The following is a 23279-nucleotide window of genomic DNA, read 5'->3' on the forward strand; positions in this document are numbered from 1 at the left end:
TTCTGATTACACTGCATGCTCATGAACAGCTCAGACTTCCACCACAAATCATTCATTTTCCTGCTCATTGCAGTATCAGCCGCCCTAGTCATGATTCTGCTGCCGTTCTATGGCGCAGTATTCTGGGGTGCTATCCTGGCCATGTTGTTTGCACCGCTTTACCGCCGACTGCTGGGACTGACCAACAAGCGCAAGAACCTGGCTGCCTTCGGGACATTGATGACGTGTATCGTGATCGTAATTTTACCGGTGATCCTGATCGCAAGTTCGCTGGTACATGAAGGTGCCGCATTGTTCCAGAAGATCAAATCCGGCGAGATCAACCCTGCCATGTATTTCCAGCAGATCATTGAAGCGCTGCCTGTTCCTGTCACCAACATCCTGGCGCGATTTGGCCTGACCGATATTTCATCATTCCAGGACAGGCTCAGCCAGTTCGCCATGCAGGCCAGCCAGTTGCTTGCCACCAAGGCATTGAGCATAGGCCAGAATACGCTGGAATTTGTGATCGGCTTTGGTGTGATGCTGTACCTGATGTTTTTCCTGCTGAGGGACGGCGCCAGCCTCTCCATGAAAATCAAACAGGCAATCCCGTTAAGTGCAGAGCACAAACGCCACCTGTTCAACAAATTCACGACAGTCATCCGGGCCACGGTCAAAGGCAATATCCTGGTGGCCATCACCCAAGGCGCACTTGGCGGACTGATTTTCTGGATACTCGATATCCAGGCCCCATTGCTCTGGGCCGTGATCATGGCGTTTCTATCCCTATTGCCCGCCGTGGGCGCCAGCCTGATCTGGGGGCCTGTCGCCATTTACTTCCTGGCTACAGGGGCAATATGGCAAGGGGTAACGCTGATTGCATTCGGCGTATTTGTCATCGGGCTTGTCGACAATATCCTGCGCCCTATCTTGGTCGGCAAGGACACCAAACTACCTGACTACGTGGTGCTAATCTCGACATTAGGGGGTATGGCAGTTTTTGGCTTGAATGGCTTTGTCATTGGCCCATTGATCGCCGCACTATTCATGACGTTGTGGGATATCTTCTCAAGCTCAAGACCCAACGAAAGAAGTTAACTCTCTTAGAATAAATCTAGAGAAAATTCACTGGCGGTCCGTTTTGCCTTGTCACGTGTAATACGGCGCTTTGTTTGTGCAGGAGACTTGTTCTGGCTGTCATGAGCAAGCTCTTGCTCTGTAAATAGATTCTGCTGCATTGGAAACAGCTCTTGCTGGTCGAGTTCAACCCTGAACTCATCCCTGAGCACGCAGTCCAGCATGACATCTGCAACCGGAATACAGCAACAAGGCAATATTTCATCGAAAGCCACAAAGGCCAAGGGTTGCTCCAGGTATTTCACATCCCCGTGCAGAATCTTAACCCTGCACATGCCGCAATAGCCGCTTTTACACTGGTATTCAACGTCATGTCCGGTACGCTCCAGCCCATCCAGCAAGGTTTCATACTGGACTAGGCGGAAAGATGATTCGCGTGTGCTGACAACACTCACAGTTCAAAGTCATTGAGATCGTCAGCCGAGACCTCCGAGTCGATCTGGCCAATCAGGTACGAACTCAACTCAACCTCCTGCGGTGCCACCTGCACGGTATCAGATGCCAGCCAGGTATTGATCCATGGGATAGGGTTGCTCTTGGCGTTTTCAAATGCCGGGGGCAATCCAACAGCCGCCATACGGTTATTGGTGATGTGCTCGACGTATTGGCAGAGAATGTCTTTGTTCAACCCGATCATGGAGCCATCCTTGAACAGGTATTCTGCCCACTTTTTCTCCTGGTTGGCAGCGTCTCGGAACATCTCGAAGCACTCCTGCTGCAGCTCGGCGGCGATCTCCGCAAACTCGGGGTCATCCTGGCCGGAGCGCATGATATTGAGCATGTGTTGTGTACCTGTCAGGTGCAGGGCTTCGTCACGCGCGATCAGGCGAATGATCTTGGCATTGCCCTCCATCAGCTTGCGCTCGGCAAAGGCAAATGAACAGGCAAAACTCACATAGAAACGGATGGCTTCCAGGATATTGACGTTCATCAGGCACAAATAAAGCTGCTTCTTGAGCTGGCGCAGATTGACTGGCTTGAGCTCGCCATTGATGATGTGGTCGCCCTCCCCCAGTTGCGAATAAAGCATGGTCTGGTGAATGAGGTCATCATAATAGCCAGAGATATCCATTGCCCGCGCCGTAATATTTTCATTACGCACAATGTCATCGAAAATCACGGAAGGATCATTGACGATGTTGCGGATGATATGGGTGTAGGAACGCGAGTGTATGGTCTCGGAAAACGCCCAGGTCTCGATCCAGGTTTCCAGCTCAGGCAGGGAAACCAACGGCAACAGTGCCACATTCGGACTGCGGCCCTGAATGGAATCCAGAAGCGTCTGGTATTTCAGGTTGCTGATGAAAATGTGCTTTTCATGCTCAGGCAGGTTCTGGTAATCCGAACGGTCCTGCGAAACATCCACCTCTTCAGGTCGCCAGAAGAAGGAAAGCTGCTTTTCAATCAGCTTTTCAAATACAGGGTATTTCTGCTGGTCATAACGCGCCACATTGACCGGCTGGCCAAAGAACATGGGTTCTTTTAATTGTTCGTTATCGTTCTTGGAAAAAATGCTATATGCCATGGCTTTTTTCTCTATCGTTCATTAAGTTCACTTCACAATTCCATTGCGGAACACATGGCAACCGTCACCAGCCGCTTCGGGCTGGTGACATGTATTGCGGGATGCTCCATGCCGCTTAGATCTTGCAGGCACCGCCAGCGCATGAGTCATCCTCAGCCTCGGCACCGGAACCATCGCTCGCCCCATCGCGGGTGTTATGGTAATAAAGTGTCTTGATGCCAAGCTTGTATACCTGCAACAGGTCTTTCAGCAGTTGTTTCATTGGCACGCGGCCGCCCTCAAACCGGGTCGGGTCATAATTGGTGTTGGCTGAAATTGACTGGTCAACAAACTTCTGCATGATGCCTACCAGCTTGAGATAACCATCGTTGTTAGGCATTTTCCACAACAGTTGATACTGGTCGCGCAGACGGTCGATTTCCGGCACTACCTGGCGCAAGATACCGTCCTTGGATTGCTTGACTGACACCAGTCCGCGTGGCGGCTCAATACCATTGGTGGCATTGGCGATCTGGCTGGATGTCTCTGATGGCATCAAGGCAGTCAATGTCGAGTTTCTCAAGCCATGCTCCTGGATATCCTTGCGCAGGCTTTCCCAATCCAGTTGCAGCGGCTCGCTGCATACTGCGTCCAGGTCCTTTTTGTAGGTATCGATAGGCAGGATACCCTTGGCGTATGTGGTTTCATTGAAAGCCTGGCATGGTCCAAATTCTCGGGACAACTGTACCGATGCTTTCAGGAGATAATACTGGATAGCCTCAAACGTGCGGTGCGTCAGCCCCAGTGCATCGTCACTGGTGTAATTGGTGCCATTCTTCGCCAGGTAATAGGCATAGTTGATCACGCCAACGCCTAGGGAACGGCGCTTATCGGTTGCATTCAGTGCCGCCTTGACCGGATAGTCCTGGTACTCAAGCAAGGCATCCAATGCGCGCACCACCAGGTCAGCCAGACCTTCCAGCTCATCCAATGACACCAGTGCACCCAGGTTGAATGCAGACAGGGTACAAAGTGCAATTTCCCCTTCTGTGTCATTGATGTCATTCAATGCCTTGGTTGGCAAGGCAATTTCCATGCACAGGTTGGACTGGCGCACAGGTGCGACAGCCGGGTCGAACGGGCTATGGGTATTGCAATGGTCCACGTTCTGGATGTAGATACGGCCGGTGCCTGCACGCTCCTGCATCATCAAGGAGAACAGGTCAACGGCTGGCAGGCTGCGTTTGCGTATGCTGTCATCTGCCTCATATTGCGAATACAAACGCTCAAACTCGTCCTGGTCGGCAAAGAAAGCGTCATAAAGGCCGGGGACATCATGCGGCGAGAACAGGGTGATATTCTGCCCCTTGATCAGGCGCTGATACATCAGGCGGTTGATCTGCACGCCGTAGTCCAGGTGGCGCACGCGGTTTTCTTCCACGCCGCGGTTGTTCTTGAGCACCAGCAGCGACTCCACTTCCAGGTGCCAGATCGGGTAGAACAAGGTAGCCGCACCGCCGCGCACGCCTCCCTGCGAGCAGGACTTCACTGCGGACTGGAATAGTTTGTAGAACGGCAGGCAACCGGTATGCTGGGCTTCGCCGTTGCGGATTTCACTGCCCAGGGCACGGATACGGCCGGCATTCACGCCTATGCCTGCACGTTGCGATACGTATTTCACAATCGCGCTTGTGGTTGCATTGATGCTGTCGAGGCTGTCGTCGCACTCAATCAGCACGCAGGAGCTGAACTGTCTTGTGGGAGTGCGCACCCCGGACATGATAGGCGTCGGCAGGGAAATCTTGAAGGTTGAAACTGCATCATAGAAACGCTTGATATAGTCCAGACGTGCTTTGCCTGCATATTTGGCAAACAGGCACATGGCTACCAGGATGTACAGAAACTGTGGACTCTCGTAGATTTTCTTGGACACCCGGTTTTGTACCAGGTACTTGCCCTCAAGCTGCTTGACCGCCGCGTAAGAGAAATTCATATCACGCCAGTGATCGATATAGCCATTGAGCTCGTCAAACTCCTCCTTGCTGTAGTCGTTCAGGAGATGTTGGTCATACTTGCCCATCTCGGTCAGGCGCGTCACATGTTCAAACAGATGCGGCGGCTCGAACTTGCCGTATGCGATCTTGCGCAGGTGAAAAATGGAAAGCCGGGCTGCAAGATATTGATAATCAGGCGTTTCTTCTGAAATCAGGTCAGCAGCAGACTTGATGATGGTCTCATGGATGGCGTCAGTACGGATACCATCATAGAACTGGATATGGGAACGCAACTCAACCTGGGAAACCGACACATTATTCAGGCCCTGTGCTGCCCAATCAATCACGCGGTGAATCTTGTCGAGATTGATTGGCTCCAAGCGACCATCACGCTTGGTGGCTTTCATGGATTCGTACTTTGTCATTTATGGCTCCCAAGTTCAGGAAGCGGGGGGCTTCAGAAAACGGCGCATCGGGCCCAGGCAAAGCCCGGACCAGGCATCAACTGATGCACACAAGCGCCGGCTCAAAGGCCAGCATTGCAAACAACATGTTCAGAGAATATCTTAAACACGCTATGCATATGCCGAGGACACCCCGCCTCAAACGTTATGAAAATTATCTACGGCAGGTCTCCTGGCTCCCGGGTCATTGCAGATTGTCGGCCTTCCCAAGCCAATCAAGATAGACTCAGTGACCATCAGGGTTAGCAATCTACTCTCCGGTTACAGTTGCGGGGGCAGCTGCGGATTACAGGCCATCACCTTGCACCGCATTCCCTTAATTACCGACTTTCTGAATGAAAATCGCATACCGTAGTGGGATGAACTATACCCCAAGGAAATGGGGTTGTGTTAATTTAAAACCACTACATATTGATATTTCGCGGAATAATTTCTATAGATATCGGATTTATAAGCAGAAATTTTTTGACATTGAAACAAGCCGCCAGGAACCATCAAACACATTTCACTCTCCATCATGACTGAGCATAAAATCAGGATCCAAATGAGCACAGATATTCCGGAAACAACCAGCCCTGATCTCAGCCGCGTCGAGGTCGATATCATGCAAGGTGCAGTGGTGTTGGAGTTTGGTGCGGGCTGGTGTGGTTATTGCCAGGCAGCCCAGCCCATGATCAGGAAGGTGTTCGCTAATAATCCCAGCTTGCGCCATCTCAAGATTGAAGACGGCAAAGGCAAGCGCCTGGGTCGCAGCTTCAGCGTCAAGCTCTGGCCGACATTGATTTTCATGCGGGATGGCGTAGAGGTCTCCAGAGTGGTGCGCCCTACGGATGAACTGACTATCAGGCAATCGCTGGCAAAAATACTGCCGCACATTGGATAAATAATGAATAGTCAGGAAAATACCAGGGTTGCCTGTCCCTGGCCGGATTCACTTGATCAACAGTTAAATAGAATCGGCCACCAAGCAACTGCCAGCAACTTCATTCACTACCGAATCATGCAGCCTGGTATTTCTTGCGCAAGGCTTTGGCCACACTCACCATGTTCTGCAATGCCGCCCGGGTTTCTTCCCAGGCATGGGTTTTAAGGCCGCAATCCGGGTTGATCCACAGTTGTTCTATTGGCACCACCTCAATGGCACGCTGCATGAGCTTTGCCATTTCCTGCTCGGAAGGCACGCGCGGCGAATGGATATCATAAACACCAGGGCCTATCTCGTTCGGGTACTTGAACGCGCCAAAACCATCTAGGAGCTCCATATGGGAGCGCGAGGTTTCTATGGTGATCACATCGGCATCCATGGCAGCAATCGCCGGCAGTATGTCATTAAACTCCGAATAGCACATATGCGTATGAATTTGCGTACTGTCATCTGCCACACTTGCTGATAGCTTGAAGGCACGCACGGCCCAATCCAGATAGTGCCTCCACTCGGCACCCTGGAGCGGCAAACCTTCACGGAAGGCAGGCTCATCAATCTGGATCACGGCAATCCCGGCCCGCTGCAGATCGGCCACTTCGTCGCGAATTGCCAGCGCCAGCTGCAATGCCGTGGTCTGGCGCGGCTGGTCGTCGCGTACAAATGACCATTGCAGCATGGTCACCGGGCCTGTCAGCATGCCCTTGACCGGACGTGCAGTCAGCGATTGTGCATAACGCGCAGTCCCCACTGTCATGGCCTTCGGGCGGTAAATATTCCCATAAATCACTGGCGGCTTGACGCAGCGGGAACCGTAGCTCTGTACCCAGCCATTCTGGGTGAATGCATAACCGGCCAATTGCTCGCCAAAATATTCCACCATGTCATTGCGCTCTGTCTCGCCATGTACCAACACATCGATATCCAGCTCTTCCTGCGCGCGGATGGCATAGCTAATATGATTTTTCATGTCCGCGGCATATTGCTCCGCTGTAATCTCGCCCTTCTTGAACGCTGCCCGGCTGGCACGAATTTCAGCAGTTTGCGGAAATGAGCCGATGGTGGTGGTTGGCAGCAACGGCAGATTGAGGCGTGCATGCTGGGCATTTCTGCGTTCGGAAAAGCGGCTGGCCCGTTCCTCGCTGATCTCATTCAGGGCCGCCAACCTTGCATTGACAGCCTCGGAACGCACGCGAGGCGAAACATGGCGGGCAGCAATGGCCGCGCGTGATACGGCCAGCGCTTCAGCCACAGCATCTTCACCTTCATTGATCGCCTTGACCAGCACACCCAGCTCTTCCAGCTTTTCATCGGAAAATGCCAGCCAGGACTTCACTTCTGCATCCAGCTTATCCTCATGAGCCAGGGTCACTGGCGTGTGCAAGAGGGAGCAACTGGGGGCTATCCACAAGCGATCACCAAGTTTTTGTGCGAGAGGCTTGAGAATCTGCAGGCTTTTATCCAGGTCATTACGCCAGATATTACGGCCATCTACCACCCCGGCCGACAACACCCAATGACCAGGCAAGGCGTTGAGCCAGGGAGCAAGCTGTGCCGGGGCACGTATCAGGTCAATATGTATGCCATCGACCGGCAGATTGGTAATGTAGCCCTGATAGCGCGCCACACTGCCAAAATATGTAGTCAGCAGCAACTTGGGCCTGGAAGTTCGAAACCAGGCATAAGCGCGCTCAAACGCATTCAGCCACTCATCACTCAAGTCCAGGGCAAATATGGGCTCATCGATCTGCACCCATTCAATCTTGCGGTAATACAGTTCCTTCAACAGATGGGCATATTGCTCGGCCAGCGCATTCAGTAAATCCAGGCGATCAATACCCTTGGCCTTGCTCAGGTAGATAAAACTTACCGGTCCCAGGATAACCGGCTTGACTGCCTTGCTCAGCTTTTGTGCTTCATCCAGGCGTGAGAGGAAATCATGGGCATTGATGGAGAAATTGGTATCAGCATCCAGTTCAGGGACGATATAGTGATAATTGGTATCGAACCACTTGGTCATTTCCATGGCAGGCTGGGAAGCATTGCCGCGCGCCAGGGCAAAGTAATCCTGCTCACTCAATACACTGCTGAACCCAAAGCGTGATGGGGTGGCGCCAAACAGGACGGCATGATCCAGCACATGATCATAAAACGTGAAGTCACTGGCAGTGATCAGCCCCAAACCAGACCTTTGCTGCTTTTTCCAATGTTGCTTGCGTAAGCCCTTCCCTGCCTCCTGCAGGCCAGACGCTGTCAGGGAACCATTCCAGAACGATTCCTGGGCAAATTTCAATACGCGTTTTTCGCCAATCCGTGGATAACCCAGGATATGTGCAATTGCCATGATGGTGTTCCTGATCCAAATAATGGTGGAGCATTTTCATGGATGAAAGATTTTAAAAAAAGCGAAAGTTTTTTTGATAGACTTGAATCAAATTCATACCATATATTGCAGGCATACTCCTCATGCTGGAAATCCGCCACCTGAAATCCCTGGTTGCCATTGCCGACACAGGCAAGCTGGCACATGCGGCCGAACGTGTATATCTCACCCAGTCCGCGCTTTCCCACCAGATACGGGTATTGGAAAACCATTACGAAACTTCCCTGTTCCAGCGCACGGCTCACGGCATCCGCTTCACTCCTGCAGGCGACCGGCTACTGCAGTTGGCGCGCAAGGTACTGGAAGCACTGGATAAAGCGGAACGCGACCTGATCCGCCTGAAAAGCGACCAGTCTGGCGAGCTCCGGCTGGTGCTGGAATGCCACACCTGTTTTGACTGGCTCACTCCCGTGATGGATGCTTTCCGCCGGGCATGGCCTGAAGTGGAGATTGACTTGGTCGCAGGTTTCCATAGCGACCCCTGGCACTTACTGCATGAAGGCAAAGCCGACCTGGTCATTGGAAGCCTGCCGGAAAAACAGCGCGACCTGGTGCATGTGCCATTGTTCAAGTTCGAGATCATGGCCGTACTTCCGCCAGAACATGTCTTGCGCAACAAGCAGCGGTTGCTGGCAGAGGATTTTTCCGGTGAAACGCTCATCACTTACCCTGTGCCGGAAGACCGTATAGACGTAATCAGGCAGGTACTGAAACCCGAGAATATCCAGTTCACCCGTCGCACCAGCGAGCTCACCATTGCCATCATGCAATTGGTCGCAAGCCGCCGGGGCCTGGCAGCTCTGCCCAATTGGGGCATACAAAGCTACATCGAGCATGATTACGTGATTGCCAAGCCCATAGGCAAGAAAGGCCTGTGGTCCGAGCTGCATGCCATCGGCATGCCGGACACCATGGCACGCCCTTACACGCGGGAGCTGGCAAGAATTATTCGGGAAACATGCGCCGAGAATCTGGCAGATATCAAGTTGCTATAGCCAGGTGTCCATTTCTGGGCTATTGATCAAGGCTGAATCTCTTCAGCTTGATCACGGGCATCATATTGATATGGTCGCGCCACAGGCCCACTACTGTCAATTGCAGACTGCAGCCTGATTAAACGTGACGTGGCTATTCAGCTTATATTGACTTTCCTGCCTTCAGCTGCGGATTTCATGGCTGCCACTATCGCCTGGCAATTGCCGCGTGCATCCTGCAGGCGGAGGAAAGGCTTCTTGCCATTCAAGACACAATCGCTGAAATGTTCAATTTCCAGAATGAAATGATTGGCGGCCGGCAGGCGCTCTTCCCAGAAACGGCCATCCTCTGTCCACCAGCTGATCACTGGCACATCACCTGCCTGCTGCCACACGGTATGGCACTTGAGGCCTCCCTTGCTGCCAGTGACCTGGTATTCAGATCGGCGTGAACATTCAAAGCTGATATCAAAATGACCATGCTTGCCGTCGCCAAAATCAAACACGCCGCTGGTGGCAATATCCGCACCGCTGTCGGTATATTTGGCAAGCGCCGTCACACTGAGCGGCTCGTTGTCAAAACAGCTGCGCAGGGAGTGAATGGCATAAGGGCCAATATCCCACATGGCGCCGCCGCCATGGTCCACATCTTTTTCCAGACGGTAAAGTCGCGCAGGCTTCATGATGAAGGAATAGCTGGCGCGTACGAACTTCACCTCTCCTATCACGCCTGAGCGTATGAGTTCTTGCGCGCGGACATACTGCGGGTGAAAGGTATACATAAACCCTTCCATCACTGTCACATTGTGCTCTTTGGCCGCTTCAGCAATGGCATCGACATCCGCCACCGTCAATGCCAGTGGTTTTTCGATCAACACATGCTTGCCCTGGCGTATCGCCCTGAGTGCCCATTCTGCGTGCTCATGATTGGCCATCGGCAGGTAAATGGCCTCAACCCTGCTATCTGACAGCAGGGCATCCATCTCGTCATAACAGCTGACACCGGATATGCCGGGCGCATGCTTTTGCAAAGTAGCTGCCGCCGCACCGGGCCGGCGGCTGGCAATCGCCACCAGTTCAGCATTAGCAGCATCCACAATGGCGGGCAACAATCGCTCATTGACACGGGCAGCACCCAATATGCCCCAGCGCAGTTTCTTTTCCTGACTCATATGCTTCTGCCTCCTATGTAAATTAAAATGATGATGCACATTCAACCGTGACTAATCTGCCTTCAAGGGTGCGTCCCTGGAAAGCCGGGGATGAGCTCGGTATCCGCATCATGCGGCAACAATGCCATGTCCACATGGTTCAACAGAGATGGTGATGCAAATCCATCTGCAGGCAAGCCATGTGCAAGCTGATAAAGACGAATGGCAGTTTGCGTTTTGGGACCTGGCAGGCCATCGGCATTGCCGGCATCAAACCCCAATCCTGTCAGCTGTTGCTGCAAGCGCTTGACTTGTTCTACGGTCACAGGCTCCTGCTCTGCCCCCTGCCCGCCCATCATGGGTTTTCCCCCCAGCAAACGACTGGCCAAACCGGCCACCGCCAAGGCATAGTTGGTAGACCTGTTCCACTTCATTACCACATGGAAATTATCAAACACCATAAAGGCCGGCCCACGCCACCCCTGCGGCAATACTATCGCAGCCTTATCACTGCCTGGCGGCATGATTTCAGCGTTCATGGTACGCACGCCGCGCTCCATCCACTCTGCTACTGTCAGTGAGTGGCCGGCTTGTGCATCCTGCCAGGCAAAACCTGGTGGCAACCGGACTTCAAGCGCCACAACTCCCCCGCGTTTCCAGCCTATGGATTGCAGGTAATTGCCTGCAGAATGCATGGCATCAGGAACGGATTGCCAAATATTGATCTTGCCATCGCCGTCGCCATCAACCGCATATGCCAGGAAAGTGGAAGGCATGAACTGCATATGTCCAACCGCGCCAGCCCATGAACCCACCATATCACGTGGGGCAACATGACCGCCATCGAGAATACGCAAAGCATCCAGCAATTGACTACGGAAGAATTCGCGGCGACGCCCCTCATAGGCCAGGGTTGCCAGCGCCACAGGCGTTTCAAAATTGCCCAGAGTCTGGCCATAATTGGTTTCCAGGCCCCAGAAAGAAATAAGCACCGCGGGTGGTACGCCGTATTGACTCTCCACCTCCTGCAACAGCTCACGGTTTTCTTCCAGCAGCAATTGACCACGATTGACCTGGCGTGATGTGATACGGCGGTTTATGTAGGTAGCAAAGGTCTGTACAAACTCGGGCTGGGCCTGATCAAGTTCAACTACACGGTCTATGGGTTCTGCCGCCGAGAAAGCGGCATCAAGAGTGGCCTGGGAAATACCCCGGCTACGCGCGTACTGGCTAAAGCCAGCCAGCCACTGATGGAAACTCTCATCCTCCGCAACAGACAAAACCGGGGCAAGCATCAGGCAGGCCGCAAACAAACATGACCTGGTGAACCGGGTTAAATTCAAAACAGCCTCCTCTTAAATCTATTCAGGCTTGAACCTGGCTTTCAGGTTCCATGGCCCTCATGATGGCCTCAAGTCAGGGCAGTGCGGAAATTACAAGTGGATTTTCCATGCAGTGCCTGAGCTAAAGAAGCTTGCAAAAACCGCTAAGGGCTGCCCAAGTCTTGCCAGACCTTATCCAGCCGCTTGGCCGATACAGGGAAAGGTGTTTTCAGCTCCTGTGCAAACAGTGAGACCCGCAACTCCTCTATCAGCCAGCGATAATCAGCCAACGCTGGCGGCACGTCATGGTTAGCCTTGCGCAGGACTGCAATACGGGCTTCCCAGCGCTCCCATATCTGCTGCACGGACTGCGCACTGCGTGCGTCACGCTCAATACTACCGGGATATTTATCCAGGCGCAGGCGCAAGGCCTTGAGATAACGCGGCAAGTGTTGCAATGTTTCCCAGGGCGTCACGCTGAAAAAACGTTTGGGTAGCAGTTGGGCTAGCTGTAACTCCACTTCCTTCTTAACCCTGGACAGGCTCCCTGGCACTCCGTTCAACTTTTGTACCAATTGCGTATGTTCGGCAGCAATCGCCGTCGCCAGGCGCCCAGCCCCGTCCGCTACTGCAGGCAATCGGGTTCTGGCGCGGATTTTCAGCGCCATGAAAGCCTGGTTGCTGCGCGGCAACTCATCATCTCCAATAAAGGCGCGGTCGGCAATTGCCACCAGCATATCTTCCCGAAGCTCATCCGGGTTCATGATGTTTCTCAATTGCAGGGCATACTGATTGAAACCGGGCAAGCCTTTCTCCAACTGCTTCATCTGCTCCTTCAATTCAAAGCGCATCAGCCGCCTTACGCCAGCCCGATGTGAAACCAGGGCGGCATGCTCGGTATCGAACAGCTTGACCGAGACGCTATCGTTATTGTCTTCCAGGGCTGGATAACCGGTAAGCTGCCTGCCCTCCCGGCTAAAACTCAGGGTTTGCGGAAGGTCGCCAAAATCCCACTGCTTGAGTCCGGCCTTTTCTATACCGGGCGAGCTGCTGCGGAAAGTCAGCTGGGCCGCCTGCCCCAGTTGCGCCTTGAGTGCATGCCAATCACGCCCCATGCCCAGCTCGCGGTTTTTCTCGTCCACAATGCGGAAGTTCATGTAGAGGTGCGCATCCAGCGCATCTGCAGCCCAGTCGCTGATATTGAGCTTAAGGCCCGTGCGTTGCTGAACATACGCTGCCAGCATGGGCAGCAATGCCCCTGACTTGTTGTTGGCCTGCTGGAGAAAACCGGTCACGAAATCCGGCACCGGCACACAAACCCGGCGCAAGGTCTTGGGCAAAGCCTTGATCAAGGCAGTGACCTTTTCTCGAACCATACCCGGCACCAACCATTCGGCCTGCTCCGGGTTCAACTGGTTAAGCAGGGCCAGCGGCACGGTAGCCGTCACGCCATCCAGGACATGGCCCGGTTCAAAGCGATACTTCAGCGGCAGCTTGACGCCATCCATTTCAAAACTCTCGGGAAATTGCACTTCCGTGATGCCAGCCGCACCATGGCGCATCAGGTGATCACGAGTCAGGTAGAGCAGGCGGGGATTGTCTTTTTCAGCCGCTTCCCGCCACTTCTCGAAGCCCGCACCATTGATGATGCCTTGCGGCAGAATGGCATCGTAGAATGCAAACAAAGCATGCTCATCCACCAGCACGTCCTGGCGCCTGGCTTTATGCTCCAGCTCCTCAATTTCGGCGATCAAGCGCCGATTGGCACTGAAAAATTCCGCCTTGGTGTCAAACTCCATATTGGCCAACGCTTCCCGGATAAATATCTCGCGCGACTCCTGCGGATTTACCGGGCCGTAATGCACACGCCTGCGTGGAATGACTGTCAAGCCATAGAGGCTGACACGTTCCCAGGCCACGACCTGGGCAGGCTTCCTGTCCCAACGGGGATCGCTGTAATGGCTTTGTGTCAGCCCACGCGCCAGCGGCTCTATCCAGTCAGGCTCTATGCGTGCGACGCACCGGGCATAGAGCTTGGTGGTTTCCATCAGTTCTGCCGCCATCACCCATTTGGGCCTGGCCTTCTTAAGGGTAGAGCCTGGTGCAATATGGAAGCGGATGCCGCGCGCGCCATGATAACTGTCAGATTCCCCATCCTTGAAACCGATATTGCCCAACAGGCCGGATAGCAGCGCACGGTGCACCTGCTCATAGCTGGCAGGCTCTTCATTCAATTTGAGCTCCAGGTCTTCGGCAATTTCCTTCAGTTGCATATGCAGCTCGCGCCATTCCTTGAGCCGTAGAAACGAGAGGAAACTGGCATGGCACTTATTGAGCAGGTCCTTATTGGATTTCTTTGCTTTGAGCGCTTCCTCATACCATTCCCATAACTTGAGGAAACTCATGAAGTCGGAATGCTCAGCGGCAAATTTGACATGGGCCTGATCAGCCGCCTCGCGCTTATCCATGGGACGTTCACGCGGATCCTGGATGGCCAGGGCACTCGCAATAACCAGAATTTCGCGCGTACAGCCCTGCTTCTTCGCCTCCAGTATCATGCGGCTCACCCGCGGATCCAGCGGCAGCCTTGCCAACTGACGGCCTATCTCGGTGATGTTGCGTTCACCATCGACGGCCCCCAGCTCCTGCAGCAGCAGGTAGCCATCGGCAATGTATCGTGAACTTGGTGCCTCGATAAAAGGAAAATCCTGCACGTCGCCCAGTTTGAGTGCCGCCATGCGCAAGATGACTGCCGCAAGGGATGACCGCAGAATTTCGGGATCGGTAAACTCCGGGCGCCCATTGAAATCCAGCTCGTCATATAACCGAACGCAAATACCACTGGAAACCCGGCCGCAACGTCCTGCCCGCTGACGGGCCGCCGCCTGCGAGATTTTCTCTATCTGCAGCTGTTCGACCTTGGCACGTGCGCTGTAACGGTTGACGCGCGCAAGCCCGGTATCAATCACATACTTGATGCCAGGCACGGTCAGCGAAGTCTCGGCAACATTGGTGGCCAACACAATACGCCGCCCGCCATTGGTACGGAATATCTTTTGCTGATCCTCTATCGACAGGCGGGCGAACAGTGGCAATACTTCCACATGCCGCATTCTGGGGGATTGGGCCTGATATTTGCGCAAGTGGTCGGCAGTGTCACGGATCTCCCGCTCGCCGGGCAGGAAGACCAGAATATCTCCATCCCCCTCGCGCAACAGGTCCTCTGCCACATCGAGTATGGCCTCTTCCATGGCCTCCTCGGCATCATCCTCTTCAAGCCATCGTGATTCCTCACGCGGCTTGCGCCTGACGCCCATGACATCCTGTCCCAGCAACTCCACATCGCCATCGTCCAGCCATTTGCGTATGGAAGGATCCATATTGCCGGCCCTGCGCCGGAACTCCTGCTCTTGCGGGGCAGTAGGAACCAAGTTTACCGGCTCGGGCAATACAGGCTTAGGCGCTGCCTTGGCAGCTAGCATTGTTCGCCTGGCGCCAAGCGGACGGTAGCGCACCTCTACCGGATAAGTACGCCCGGACACTTCAATCACCGGCGCCCCATCGAAATGCCGTGAAAAACGGTCAGCATCAATGGTGGCAGAAGTCACTATCACCTTGAGATCAGGCCGCCTTGGCAGCAACTGCTTGAGATACCCGAGGAGGAAATCAATATTCAGGCTGCGCTCATGCGCCTCATCAATGATGATGGTGTCATAAGCATTGAGAAAGCGGTCCCCCTGTGTCTCGGCCAGCAGGATGCCATCCGTCATCAACTTGATATAGCTGGTTTCCGAAAGCTTGTCATTGAACCTGACCTTGTAACCAACCACCTGCCCCAAAGGAGAGCCAAGCTCCTGGGCAATACGGGAAGCCACTGAACGTGCCGCAATACGCCGCGGCTGGGTATGCCCGATCAGCCCGTTTACCCCTCGACCCAGATCCAGGCATATCTTGGGCAGCTGTGTAGTCTTGCCGGAGCCAGTTTCACCACAGACAATCACCACCTGATGCTTGGCTATTGCCGATGCAATCTCCTCGCGACGGCCACTGACCGGTAAATCATCGGGAAAATCAGGTTTGGGCAGGTTCTCACGGCGTGCATGCAGCCTGCGCACAGAATCCTGTATCTTGCCGGCAATCTCCGCCAGGGATTTCTCCACGGGCTTGCCCTGCCCCAGCATGGCCGAAGCCTGCTGCAAACGACGCTTGAGAAAGAACCGATCAACCAGCAAGCATTCAGGAAGTTGCGCCTCCAACCGTGAAATCATCTGGCGCGGGGAAATAGGATTAGATGTACTCATAGATTGGCGGGAATTTTAGCATGGCTGCCGATAATTCATTGTTCCAATACCAACTGCGAATATTCGTCAAAGACGTTTAGTTCTTTAAGACTAATGCTGCCTATCAATCTGATGGGATACAATCGCGAGTAATTAAAAATTAAAACCTACAACAATCAAAATAACTCACCTAGGGGAGCATATCCATGAAGCTAAAGCAGTTGTCTGTTGTTATTGCCTTTCTATCGCCAATCCTCGCTAACGCGGCCCCAGTTGCTTATTCCATTAGCCAATTAAACACCCCAAGTGACTTCAGCTTTAGTGTCGCTTCCGCACTCAATAACAGCGGTCAAGTGGCAGGTTCAAGCGCCTTCATTGATACCAGCCCAGAATATAACCCCGAATACGTAGCAGCAGCCCATGCAACAACTTGGCTTAGTGGCAATAGTGTGACCCTCACAGGCGGCGCGGGAAAATATAGCTATGCCAACGCAATCAATGATCTTGGACAAGTGGCGGGAATCAGCTACACAAAATTGCCATTTCTCTTGGAACGTAATACCCAAGGCCTGGAAGGCTTGGAGTTCCTGCCACCATCCCAAGAGCCAGCCTATGATGCACAAGCCACTGTCTGGCATAACGGTACCGTTACCACTTTGAATGGATTAAGCAATCAATACGGCGCTGCCAATGCCATCAACAATCAAGGCCAGGTAGTCGGCTGGAGCTTTAATGCTCAAAACCAACAGACTGCTACCCTGTGGCAAAACGGTAATGCGAGTGCACTGTTCACGAACGCATCAGCCACCAGCGCAGCTAACGACATCAACGACAATGGCTATATTGTTGGGGCGATCTACCAGGACAGCACAAGCTATGCCGCTTTCTGGAATAGCAATAATGAACTGGTACTGCTTGACACATTGGGCGGAATTGGCAGCGAGGCGTTCGCCATCAATAATAGCAATGTCGCTGTAGGTTGGGGCATGTCTTCAGACTCCAGGCAACACGCTACCCTATGGGATAATGGTGAAGTCATTGACCTCGGCACACTAGGCGGCTATGCCAGCTACGCCTATGGCATCAACAACCTGGGGCAAGTAGTCGGCAGTTATATTGAGGATCGCGATGGTTCATGGGAGGAGTTTGCCGTGCTCTGGGATAATGGAACTGCCATCAACCTTAACACCCTCCTCGGCAGCAACACAGGCATCACCTTGGTATCGGCTAACGGCATTAATGACCAAGGATGGATCATCGCCCAGGGTGTTGATAGCAACGGACATTACAGCTCATACCTCCTCGCACCGGTACCAGAACCTGAAACCTATGCCCTGCTGCTGGCCGGTTTAGGCCTCATTGGCATAGTGCGCCGCAAAGTCCGCGCTCTCAATGCCTGATTAGCAAGTGCAACCTGAAGCCCTGCTTACCCAGCAGGGCTTTTTTCTTAATTTGCACTGCGCGCTGCGCAATCGATTCCGGGAATAAATTAACGTGCTGGAAGTTGAAATGGCGAACAAGTGCAACGCCGAACAACCCTGATCGTGAGCATAGTAACCAACTGTCGACACATCCTGATCAGGGAAGCGCGCCGGCACGCATGCTGAGTTGTTTTTCGGCCAACTGCCCGCCATAAACGCAGTCTATAAAAATCTTTAGAGCAGTTTTCGCGCTTGATTTACAACGCTGCTATCTAGACTGTAACTACGCGGAAGAACCTTTAATCTGCATCACCACGAATGGCCGAGAGCTTTGCCCCCAGAAAATCATCATAGCCTTTTTGCACAAGATCGTAGGTCTTGGCTATATCAGATGCCACCGGGCTGTTCTCTCCCAGTACATTCAAGCCGGTGAGAATATCCTTGGCTTCAGCATAACCTTTTTCAAAACCACCTCGAATGAGCGCCACAAAGTCTCGAGCCACTGTTTCCGGGTCTTTATTGGGATAGCGTGCAGCATATGCATCGAAAAAGCCGGTTGATAAAGAAAGGATGCGCGACGCTGTGGCTTCTGGACTATTATCCTGCCCCAGGGCATTCTCAATGGCGTTGGGTCCAAACTCCGGTGCCAGTACGGTATTCAATTGTTCCACTGCTGAACGATAGAGCAAGGCCAAGCCATCATTGCCAGACTGGATAGACACTTGCAATGAAGCCTGAAGAATCTGTCCATTGAGCGCGGCTTTCTGCTGTTCAGGGCGAAGCTCGGCCTGTTTCCTTGCTTCATTCAAAGCCTCACTGGCCGGAGCAGTCACAGCTGGCGTGGATGTAACCGTCGTCAAGCCACTATTGGTTGCCACCATTACATTCTCCTTTAACTACAGAAAGTTGATATGAGATATATCGACAATTAAACGAAGATATTAAATATTTTGCAGATAACTCACATAAATTGTGCGTACTTGCCACATTGGTATACAGGAATAAAATAAGCTGCATCCCTAGACTTTTGAGGACTCTCTCCATGAAAGCGGTTGCCCTGACTCATTACCTCCCGATTGATCATCCCGATGCATTGCTGGATGTAGATATTTCTACGCCGGCACCTGGGCCGCATGACCTGCTGGTGAAGGTTGAAGCCATTGCAGTCAACCCAGTGGATACCAAGGTACGCGCTCCCAAGGACAAGGTGGAAGCTGAACCTAAGGTATTGGGCTGGGATGCAGTGGGAACAGTAGTGGAAATCGGTAGCGCAGTGAGCCTGTTCAAAGTAGGTGAGGCTGTGTATTACGCCGGGGATATCACACGCCAGGGGTGCAACAGTGAATATCAAGTGGTGGATGAACGCATTGTTGGCCACAAGCCGAAGACATTGAGTGCTGCTGAAGCGGCAGCCTTGCCCCTCACGGCAATTACGGCTTGGGAATCATTGTTCGACCGGCTAAAGGTGGAGGCTCCACCAAACGTCAAAAAGCCTAAAGCCATCCTCATCATTGGCGGTGCCGGCGGTGTGGGTTCGATAGCAATCCAGCTGGCCGCAAAGGTAGCCGGTTTACATGTCATTGCCACTGCTTCGCGCCCCGAGTCCGCCGCCTGGTGCCGTGAACTGGGGGCTCACGACATTGTTGACCATAGCGTGGATATTGTTAGCCAGGTAAAAGCCTTGAATCTTGAATATGTCGACTATGTGTTGATCCTGAATAATACGGATCAACACTGCCCTGCCGCAGTCAGGCTGGTAGTACCTCAAGGAGCTATTTGCAGCATAGTCGAGAACAACCATCTACTGGATATCGCTCCGCTCAAGAACAAGAGCGCAAGTTTCACATGGGAATTGATGTTTACCCGCGCCATGTACAAAACAGAAGACATGATCAAGCAACATTACCTGCTGAATGAAATTGCACGCTTGGCGGACCATGGCATATTGCGTACCACCTTGGCTCAAACCCTCACGCCCATCAATGCCAGCAACCTGAAGAAAGCCCATGCAGCACTGGAATCTGGACGCACCATAGGCAAAATTGTGCTTGAAGGCTTCTAAATCAAGCATGCCCGCCATCATGATAAGATAGCAGGCATGCGGATGCGATCTCGTACCATCTCAACCTTCAGCGCCTGCCTTGCTGGCCTTGCCTTGTTGCTGGCCTGCCTGGCGCCCTCTGTTTCGTCACTATTGGCAGAACGTTCAAACCAGCAGTGGTTTATGGGCGAGCTTTGCTCCACTAAAGCACCCAACTCCAAACAACCCGCCTCCCAAGACCACGCAAAATGTCCATTTTGCGTGGCGCAACTGGACAGCCTGGCAAGCAGTAGCCTGAGCTCCATCCCGGTTATGCTCTCCCGGTTAACGCTATCTCCTGCAATATCAAGGCATGAATGGGCTTTGCTGCCATCATGGAATAGCCGTCCTCGAGGCCCGCCCTTTTTCCATTGACATTTTCGCCGATAAATCACACGGAACATCATCACCATGCCATGCATGGCAAAAGGAAAAAGTAAATGAAGGGAATATTGATTGGGCTGATGCTGCTATATTGCATGCATGCTCAGGCAGAAGTCACTGTAGTGGAACCATGGGTACGCGCTACAGCCCCTGGCCAAAAAGTTGCAGCGGCTTACCTGCGCATGGTTTCTGACAAGGATGCAAAACTGGTGGCGGCGAACTCGCCGTTTGCGGACAAGGTCGAACTTCACGATATGCATGTGGAGGATGGCATCATGAAAATGCGCCCAATCCAGGCATTGCCATTGACCGCCAACCAACCTGTTGAACTGAAACCTGGAGGCCTGCACCTCATGTTGCATGGGATAAAGGCCGCTGTACAAGCGGGTGATACCATACCCATCACATTGGTATTTGAAGACAAACAGGGGAAACGTGAAAGCGTTGCCCTGGTCTTCAATGGACGAGCTTTGACAGGCATGGTGCCGCGCAACCATTAAGCCAGTCAAAACCCAGGCAGGTAAACCCTGCCCCCTTACCATACCAAGATTGGAGCCAGCATTGATTGCAAAACTACTTCACAGCTTAAGCCAACGCTCTGTACACAGGCTGTTGTGCCTACGCCAGCTACTGATCCAGTCAGTACTCTCCTGGTTCTCGCACCGGGCAACAAGCAAAGGGGCGGCCCTGGCTTTCTATACCATGTTTTCACTCACGCCCATCCTGGTGCTTGTGATTGCAATCGCGGGCTATTTCCTTGGCGAACGCGCGGCGCATGGCGAAATCGTCACCCAGATTTCAGACCTGGTGGGTGAAAGCGGCGCACAAGTAATACAGAACATGCTGGCAAAATCCAGCAACCCAAAATCCGGCATTATTGCGACATTGATTGCCAGCACCCTGCTGTTTATTGGCGCAACCACGGTATTTGCCGAACTGAAGGCCAGCCTGGATGAAATCTGGGAAACCACCAAGGCCAAGACCCAAGGCAGCAAGCAGGCGATAGGTGCATTGCTCAAAACCCGCCTGTTGGCATTCAGCATCATCATTTCACTAGCGTTTCTGTTGCTGACCTCGTTGCTGGTCAACGCTGGCCTGGCCCTGGTGGAAGAATACGCGACTCAATTCGTCGGCCGCTTTATCACCGCCATCGGTATCTTCAAGCAGATTTCCGCCCTGGTAAGCTTTGGCGTCATTACCTCAATGTTTGCCGTGATCTACAAGATGCTGCCCGATGTGAAACTGCCATGGTCAGATGTATGGGCAGGCGCAGCGTTTACCGCCATCCTGTTCAGCTTGGGTAAATACGTCATCGGCATATATCTGGGCAATAGTGCCGTCGCCTCAAGTTTTGGGGCTGCCGGCTCGTTGATTGCCCTGCTGCTGTGGGTTTATTACTCTGCGCAGATTTTCTTTTTTGGAGCAGAAATTACACGTCAATATGCGCTGACATTTGGCAGTTTGCGCAACATTCCCGCAGACCAGATCCCAGGAAAATAACCGCCCACTTTCAATAGATGAAACGGGTGTGCAAATCCTGCAGGTTGAGTTCTTCGAGGATTTGCTCCAGGCGGCTCTGGGCATTGCGCCTGGGGCTATTCTTGTAGCGGGCGATAATCAGCTCGTTTTTCATTGAATGCTCCCAGCCTACCAGCTCCGTCACCGTTACCTGGTATCCATGGGCTTCCAGCTGCAGGCACCGCAACACGTTGGTGATCTGGCTGCCGAATTCACGGGTATGAATGGGATGCCGCCAGATTTCGGATAAGGGCGTTTTGCCGAAAGACTCACTCTTGTGGCGACGCAACACTTCCGCCACCTCGGCCTGGCAACAAGGCACCAGCACCATGAATTGCGCACGCTTCTCCAGGCCAAACCTGATGGCGTCATCGGTGGCGGTATTGCAGGCATGCAGAGCGGTCACGATATCCACCTGTTCTGGCAAGGCAGTGGATGCAATCGACTCTTCCACGCTCAGGTGCAGGAAATCCATGCGGCCAAAACCGAGGTTTTCCGCGAGCTCCTGCGATTTCTGCACCAGCTCGCCCCTTGTCTCAATCCCGACAATCCGGCCCGCATGCTGCTGCTTCATGAACAGATCATAGAGAATGAACCCAAGATAGGACTTGCCAGCGCCATGATCGACCAGCACCGGATTATCGTTTTCCAGGATCACTTCATTGAGCAATGGCTCGATGAAGTGATAGAGGTGGTAAACCTGCTTGAGTTTGCGGCGTGTATCCTGGTTAAGCTTGCCATCCCGGGTAAGGATATGCAGCGCCTTCAGTAACTCTATGGATTGATGGGGTTTGATTTCCGGGATCAGCGTCATGGCGCTATTTTAGCACTCCTCCGCCGGATATCTGCACGCACCATGGAGATCAACATCTGCTACCCAGCCTGACCAGGCGCGAGCTTACTTTCGGCAGTCGCCAGTTGAATGGCAGAACATTCCGCCATTCAACCTCAATCAAGGCCTAATTCTGCGCATGCTCATGATCATCATGGGCATGGTGACTTGCATGATGGTGCACATGCACGCCAGGAGCACCCTTGGCCAGCGCCAGCCAGGCCGTTGCGCTCTGGTCATGCTCCATATCACCGATATCGGTAAAGTCCACATGCTGATAGGTCTGCAATACCGCGTAGGTGGTTTTTTCCACTGGCAGCGCCTGCCCGAAACGCTGCACCAGCTTTACGGTCACCACGCGGTCAGGGTAGTGATACTGAACCTGCAAGGGAATTTGCAGTGCAGGAATCCAGGTAACCTCCGTCTTCACCTGATCGAGTTTGCCGCGGTACACCTCCGTAGACATGCCTTGATATGTCTTGCCTGCCAATTTTTCCAGGGTAGACAATTCTTCCTGTGTCACCAAGCGGGATAATGCCTGCCATTTTTCCATGCCAGCGGATATGCCGAGGAGACGAAGGTCCACCGGGTTGTAATCGATGGCACGCTTCTCATTGTGCATCACGTAAACATAATCAAGGCTGCCATCGGCCTGCACTTGCCACAGGTCGCTGTGGCTGGCGCCTACATCCCTAAGTTCAAGCTGATTTGAATCGCGCATCATGATCCACTCCCGTGCTACCGGTTTTTTGCATGGAATAGCGCACTGCGAAGTTTCAAACCTGGCATTCAGGACCGGCAGGTCGTCGGCTGAAGCCACATTGCATCCCAGCAATAGCAGGCCCAAGCCAGATAACTTCAGGTATTTCTGCATATTCATATCCTTCAGGTTCAACAATATTCAACAAAAAGCAATGGACGGGGCAGCTTG

Annotated in this window: 18 protein-coding genes and 1 riboswitch; of the genes, 8 read left to right on the forward strand and 10 right to left on the reverse strand. The window is 53.1% G+C overall.

Translation table 11 applies throughout. From position 1 onward, the window contains the following. The first annotated feature begins 21 nt into the window (after window positions 1–21). A complete protein-coding gene (locus LG200_RS06960; protein WP_226756850.1) occupies window positions 22–1080 on the forward strand; it encodes an AI-2E family transporter in 1059 nt (352 codons plus the stop codon). 5 nt (window positions 1081–1085) lie between these two features. On the opposite strand, the gene yfaE is transcribed toward LG200_RS06960, so the two are convergent. From yfaE to nrdA, 3 genes are all read right to left on the reverse strand, one after another. Then, window positions 1086–1514, reverse strand: coding sequence for a class I ribonucleotide reductase maintenance protein YfaE (gene yfaE, locus LG200_RS06965; RefSeq protein ID WP_226756851.1), 429 nt, complete (start codon window positions 1512–1514; stop codon window positions 1086–1088). Then, window positions 1511–2644: a class Ia ribonucleoside-diphosphate reductase subunit beta gene (gene nrdB, locus LG200_RS06970; RefSeq protein ID WP_226756852.1), complete on the reverse strand. Its 1134-nt coding sequence runs from the start codon at window positions 2642–2644 to the stop codon at window positions 1511–1513. Before nrdB ends, yfaE begins: the two co-directional genes overlap by 4 nt. Window positions 2645–2759: 115 nt before the next feature. After that, window positions 2760–5042 carry a class 1a ribonucleoside-diphosphate reductase subunit alpha gene (gene nrdA, locus LG200_RS06975; RefSeq protein WP_226756853.1) on the reverse strand — a complete coding sequence of 761 codons (2283 nt, stop codon included), beginning with the start codon at window positions 5040–5042 and terminating at the stop codon, window positions 2760–2762. Window positions 5043–5226: 184 nt separating this feature from the next. Continuing rightward, window positions 5227–5450: riboswitch (cobalamin riboswitch) on the reverse strand. A gap of 175 nt (window positions 5451–5625) precedes the next feature. On the opposite strand from nrdA, the gene LG200_RS06980 reads away from it, so the two are divergent. After that, window positions 5626–5964, forward strand: a complete 339-nt coding sequence (locus LG200_RS06980; protein ID WP_226756854.1) for a thioredoxin family protein — start codon at window positions 5626–5628, stop codon at window positions 5962–5964. A 115-nt stretch (window positions 5965–6079) separates the two neighbouring features. Here the strand turns inward: LG200_RS06980 and metE are convergent, their stop codons facing one another. Next, window positions 6080–8347, reverse strand: coding sequence for a 5-methyltetrahydropteroyltriglutamate--homocysteine S-methyltransferase (metE, locus tag LG200_RS06985; RefSeq protein WP_226756855.1), 2268 nt, complete (start codon window positions 8345–8347; stop codon window positions 6080–6082). A 122-nt stretch (window positions 8348–8469) separates the two neighbouring features. Between metE and LG200_RS06990 the strand changes: the two genes are divergently transcribed. Continuing rightward, window positions 8470–9381 carry a LysR family transcriptional regulator gene (locus tag LG200_RS06990; protein WP_226756856.1) on the forward strand — a complete coding sequence of 304 codons (912 nt, stop codon included), beginning with the start codon at window positions 8470–8472 and terminating at the stop codon, window positions 9379–9381. 137 nt (window positions 9382–9518) lie between these two features. Here LG200_RS06990 and LG200_RS06995 read toward each other — a convergent pair whose 3' ends face one another. The 3 genes from LG200_RS06995 to hrpA all read right to left on the reverse strand — a co-directional run bounded on the left by LG200_RS06995 (window position 9519) and on the right by hrpA (window position 16134). Then, complete coding sequence (locus tag LG200_RS06995) at window positions 9519–10532, reverse strand: Gfo/Idh/MocA family protein (protein WP_226756857.1); 1014 nt, start codon at window positions 10530–10532, stop codon at window positions 9519–9521. Window positions 10533–10594: 62 nt separating this feature from the next. After that, entirely contained in the window at window positions 10595–11854 is a 1260-nt protein-coding gene (locus tag LG200_RS07000; RefSeq protein WP_226756858.1) for a lytic murein transglycosylase, read from the reverse strand. 143 nt (window positions 11855–11997) lie between these two features. Continuing rightward, the gene (hrpA, locus tag LG200_RS07005) at window positions 11998–16134 is read right to left on the reverse strand and encodes an ATP-dependent RNA helicase HrpA (RefSeq protein WP_404809789.1); all 4137 of its coding nucleotides are present in this window, start codon (window positions 16132–16134) and stop codon (window positions 11998–12000) included. A gap of 185 nt (window positions 16135–16319) precedes the next feature. On the opposite strand from hrpA, the gene LG200_RS07010 reads away from it, so the two are divergent. After that, on the forward strand, window positions 16320–17513 hold the full coding sequence (locus LG200_RS07010; RefSeq protein WP_226756859.1) for a PEP-CTERM sorting domain-containing protein: 1194 nt from the start codon (window positions 16320–16322) through the stop codon (window positions 17511–17513). Between the two features lie 320 nt (window positions 17514–17833). On the opposite strand, the gene LG200_RS07015 is transcribed toward LG200_RS07010, so the two are convergent. Continuing rightward, complete coding sequence (locus tag LG200_RS07015; RefSeq protein ID WP_226756860.1) at window positions 17834–18415, reverse strand: DUF5610 domain-containing protein; 582 nt, start codon at window positions 18413–18415, stop codon at window positions 17834–17836. A gap of 161 nt (window positions 18416–18576) precedes the next feature. Here LG200_RS07015 and LG200_RS07020 point away from each other — a divergent pair, with 161 nt between their 5' ends. From LG200_RS07020 to LG200_RS07035, 4 genes are all read left to right on the forward strand, one after another. Continuing rightward, the gene (locus tag LG200_RS07020; protein WP_226756861.1) at window positions 18577–19596 is read left to right on the forward strand and encodes a zinc-binding alcohol dehydrogenase family protein; all 1020 of its coding nucleotides are present in this window, start codon (window positions 18577–18579) and stop codon (window positions 19594–19596) included. Window positions 19597–19638: 42 nt separating this feature from the next. Then, window positions 19639–19989, forward strand: coding sequence for a DUF2946 family protein (locus tag LG200_RS14195; RefSeq protein ID WP_226756862.1), 351 nt, complete (start codon window positions 19639–19641; stop codon window positions 19987–19989). Window positions 19990–20054: 65 nt separating this feature from the next. Continuing rightward, a complete protein-coding gene (locus LG200_RS07030) occupies window positions 20055–20498 on the forward strand; it encodes a copper chaperone PCu(A)C (RefSeq protein ID WP_226756863.1) in 444 nt (147 codons plus the stop codon). 61 nt (window positions 20499–20559) lie between these two features. Next, window positions 20560–21498, forward strand: a complete 939-nt coding sequence (locus LG200_RS07035; RefSeq protein ID WP_226756864.1) for a YihY/virulence factor BrkB family protein — start codon at window positions 20560–20562, stop codon at window positions 21496–21498. Window positions 21499–21508: 10 nt separating this feature from the next. Here the strand turns inward: LG200_RS07035 and LG200_RS07040 are convergent, their stop codons facing one another. Together LG200_RS07040 and LG200_RS07045 are read right to left on the reverse strand one after the other, a co-directional pair. Beyond that, window positions 21509–22330 carry a class I SAM-dependent methyltransferase gene (locus LG200_RS07040; RefSeq protein WP_226756865.1) on the reverse strand — a complete coding sequence of 274 codons (822 nt, stop codon included), beginning with the start codon at window positions 22328–22330 and terminating at the stop codon, window positions 21509–21511. Window positions 22331–22475: 145 nt separating this feature from the next. Continuing rightward, on the reverse strand, window positions 22476–23222 hold the full coding sequence (locus LG200_RS07045) for a hypothetical protein (RefSeq protein ID WP_226756866.1): 747 nt from the start codon (window positions 23220–23222) through the stop codon (window positions 22476–22478). Between the last annotated feature and the right edge of the window lie 57 nt (window positions 23223–23279).

This window comes from Methylobacillus caricis (assembly GCF_020532705.1).
GTDB classification, from domain to species: domain Bacteria; phylum Pseudomonadota; class Gammaproteobacteria; order Burkholderiales; family Methylophilaceae; genus Methylobacillus; species Methylobacillus caricis.

Excerpts from the sequence above, each read along its gene's own strand:
- LG200_RS07030 (WP_226756863.1), top strand. The coding sequence starts at position 20,055 with ATGAAGGGAATATTGATTGGGCTGATGCTGCTATATTGCATGCATGCT.
- nrdB (WP_226756852.1), bottom strand. The coding sequence starts at position 2,644 with ATGGCATATAGCATTTTTTCCAAGAACGATAACGAACAATTAAAAGAA.
- LG200_RS07020 (WP_226756861.1), top strand. The coding sequence starts at position 18,577 with ATGAAAGCGGTTGCCCTGACTCATTACCTCCCGATTGATCATCCCGAT.
- LG200_RS06990 (WP_226756856.1), top strand. The coding sequence starts at position 8,470 with ATGCTGGAAATCCGCCACCTGAAATCCCTGGTTGCCATTGCCGACACA.
- LG200_RS06960 (WP_226756850.1), top strand. The coding sequence starts at position 22 with ATGAACAGCTCAGACTTCCACCACAAATCATTCATTTTCCTGCTCATT.
- LG200_RS07010 (WP_226756859.1), top strand. The coding sequence starts at position 16,320 with ATGAAGCTAAAGCAGTTGTCTGTTGTTATTGCCTTTCTATCGCCAATC.
- metE (WP_226756855.1), bottom strand. The coding sequence starts at position 8,347 with ATGGCAATTGCACATATCCTGGGTTATCCACGGATTGGCGAAAAACGC.
- LG200_RS07040 (WP_226756865.1), bottom strand. The coding sequence starts at position 22,330 with ATGACGCTGATCCCGGAAATCAAACCCCATCAATCCATAGAGTTACTG.
- LG200_RS06980 (WP_226756854.1), top strand. The coding sequence starts at position 5,626 with ATGAGCACAGATATTCCGGAAACAACCAGCCCTGATCTCAGCCGCGTC.
- LG200_RS07015 (WP_226756860.1), bottom strand. The coding sequence starts at position 18,415 with ATGGTGGCAACCAATAGTGGCTTGACGACGGTTACATCCACGCCAGCT.
- hrpA (WP_404809789.1), bottom strand. The coding sequence starts at position 16,134 with ATGAGTACATCTAATCCTATTTCCCCGCGCCAGATGATTTCACGGTTG.
- LG200_RS07045 (WP_226756866.1), bottom strand. The coding sequence starts at position 23,222 with ATGCAGAAATACCTGAAGTTATCTGGCTTGGGCCTGCTATTGCTGGGA.
- nrdA (WP_226756853.1), bottom strand. The coding sequence starts at position 5,042 with ATGACAAAGTACGAATCCATGAAAGCCACCAAGCGTGATGGTCGCTTG.
- LG200_RS14195 (WP_226756862.1), top strand. The coding sequence starts at position 19,639 with ATGCGATCTCGTACCATCTCAACCTTCAGCGCCTGCCTTGCTGGCCTT.
- LG200_RS06995 (WP_226756857.1), bottom strand. The coding sequence starts at position 10,532 with ATGAGTCAGGAAAAGAAACTGCGCTGGGGCATATTGGGTGCTGCCCGT.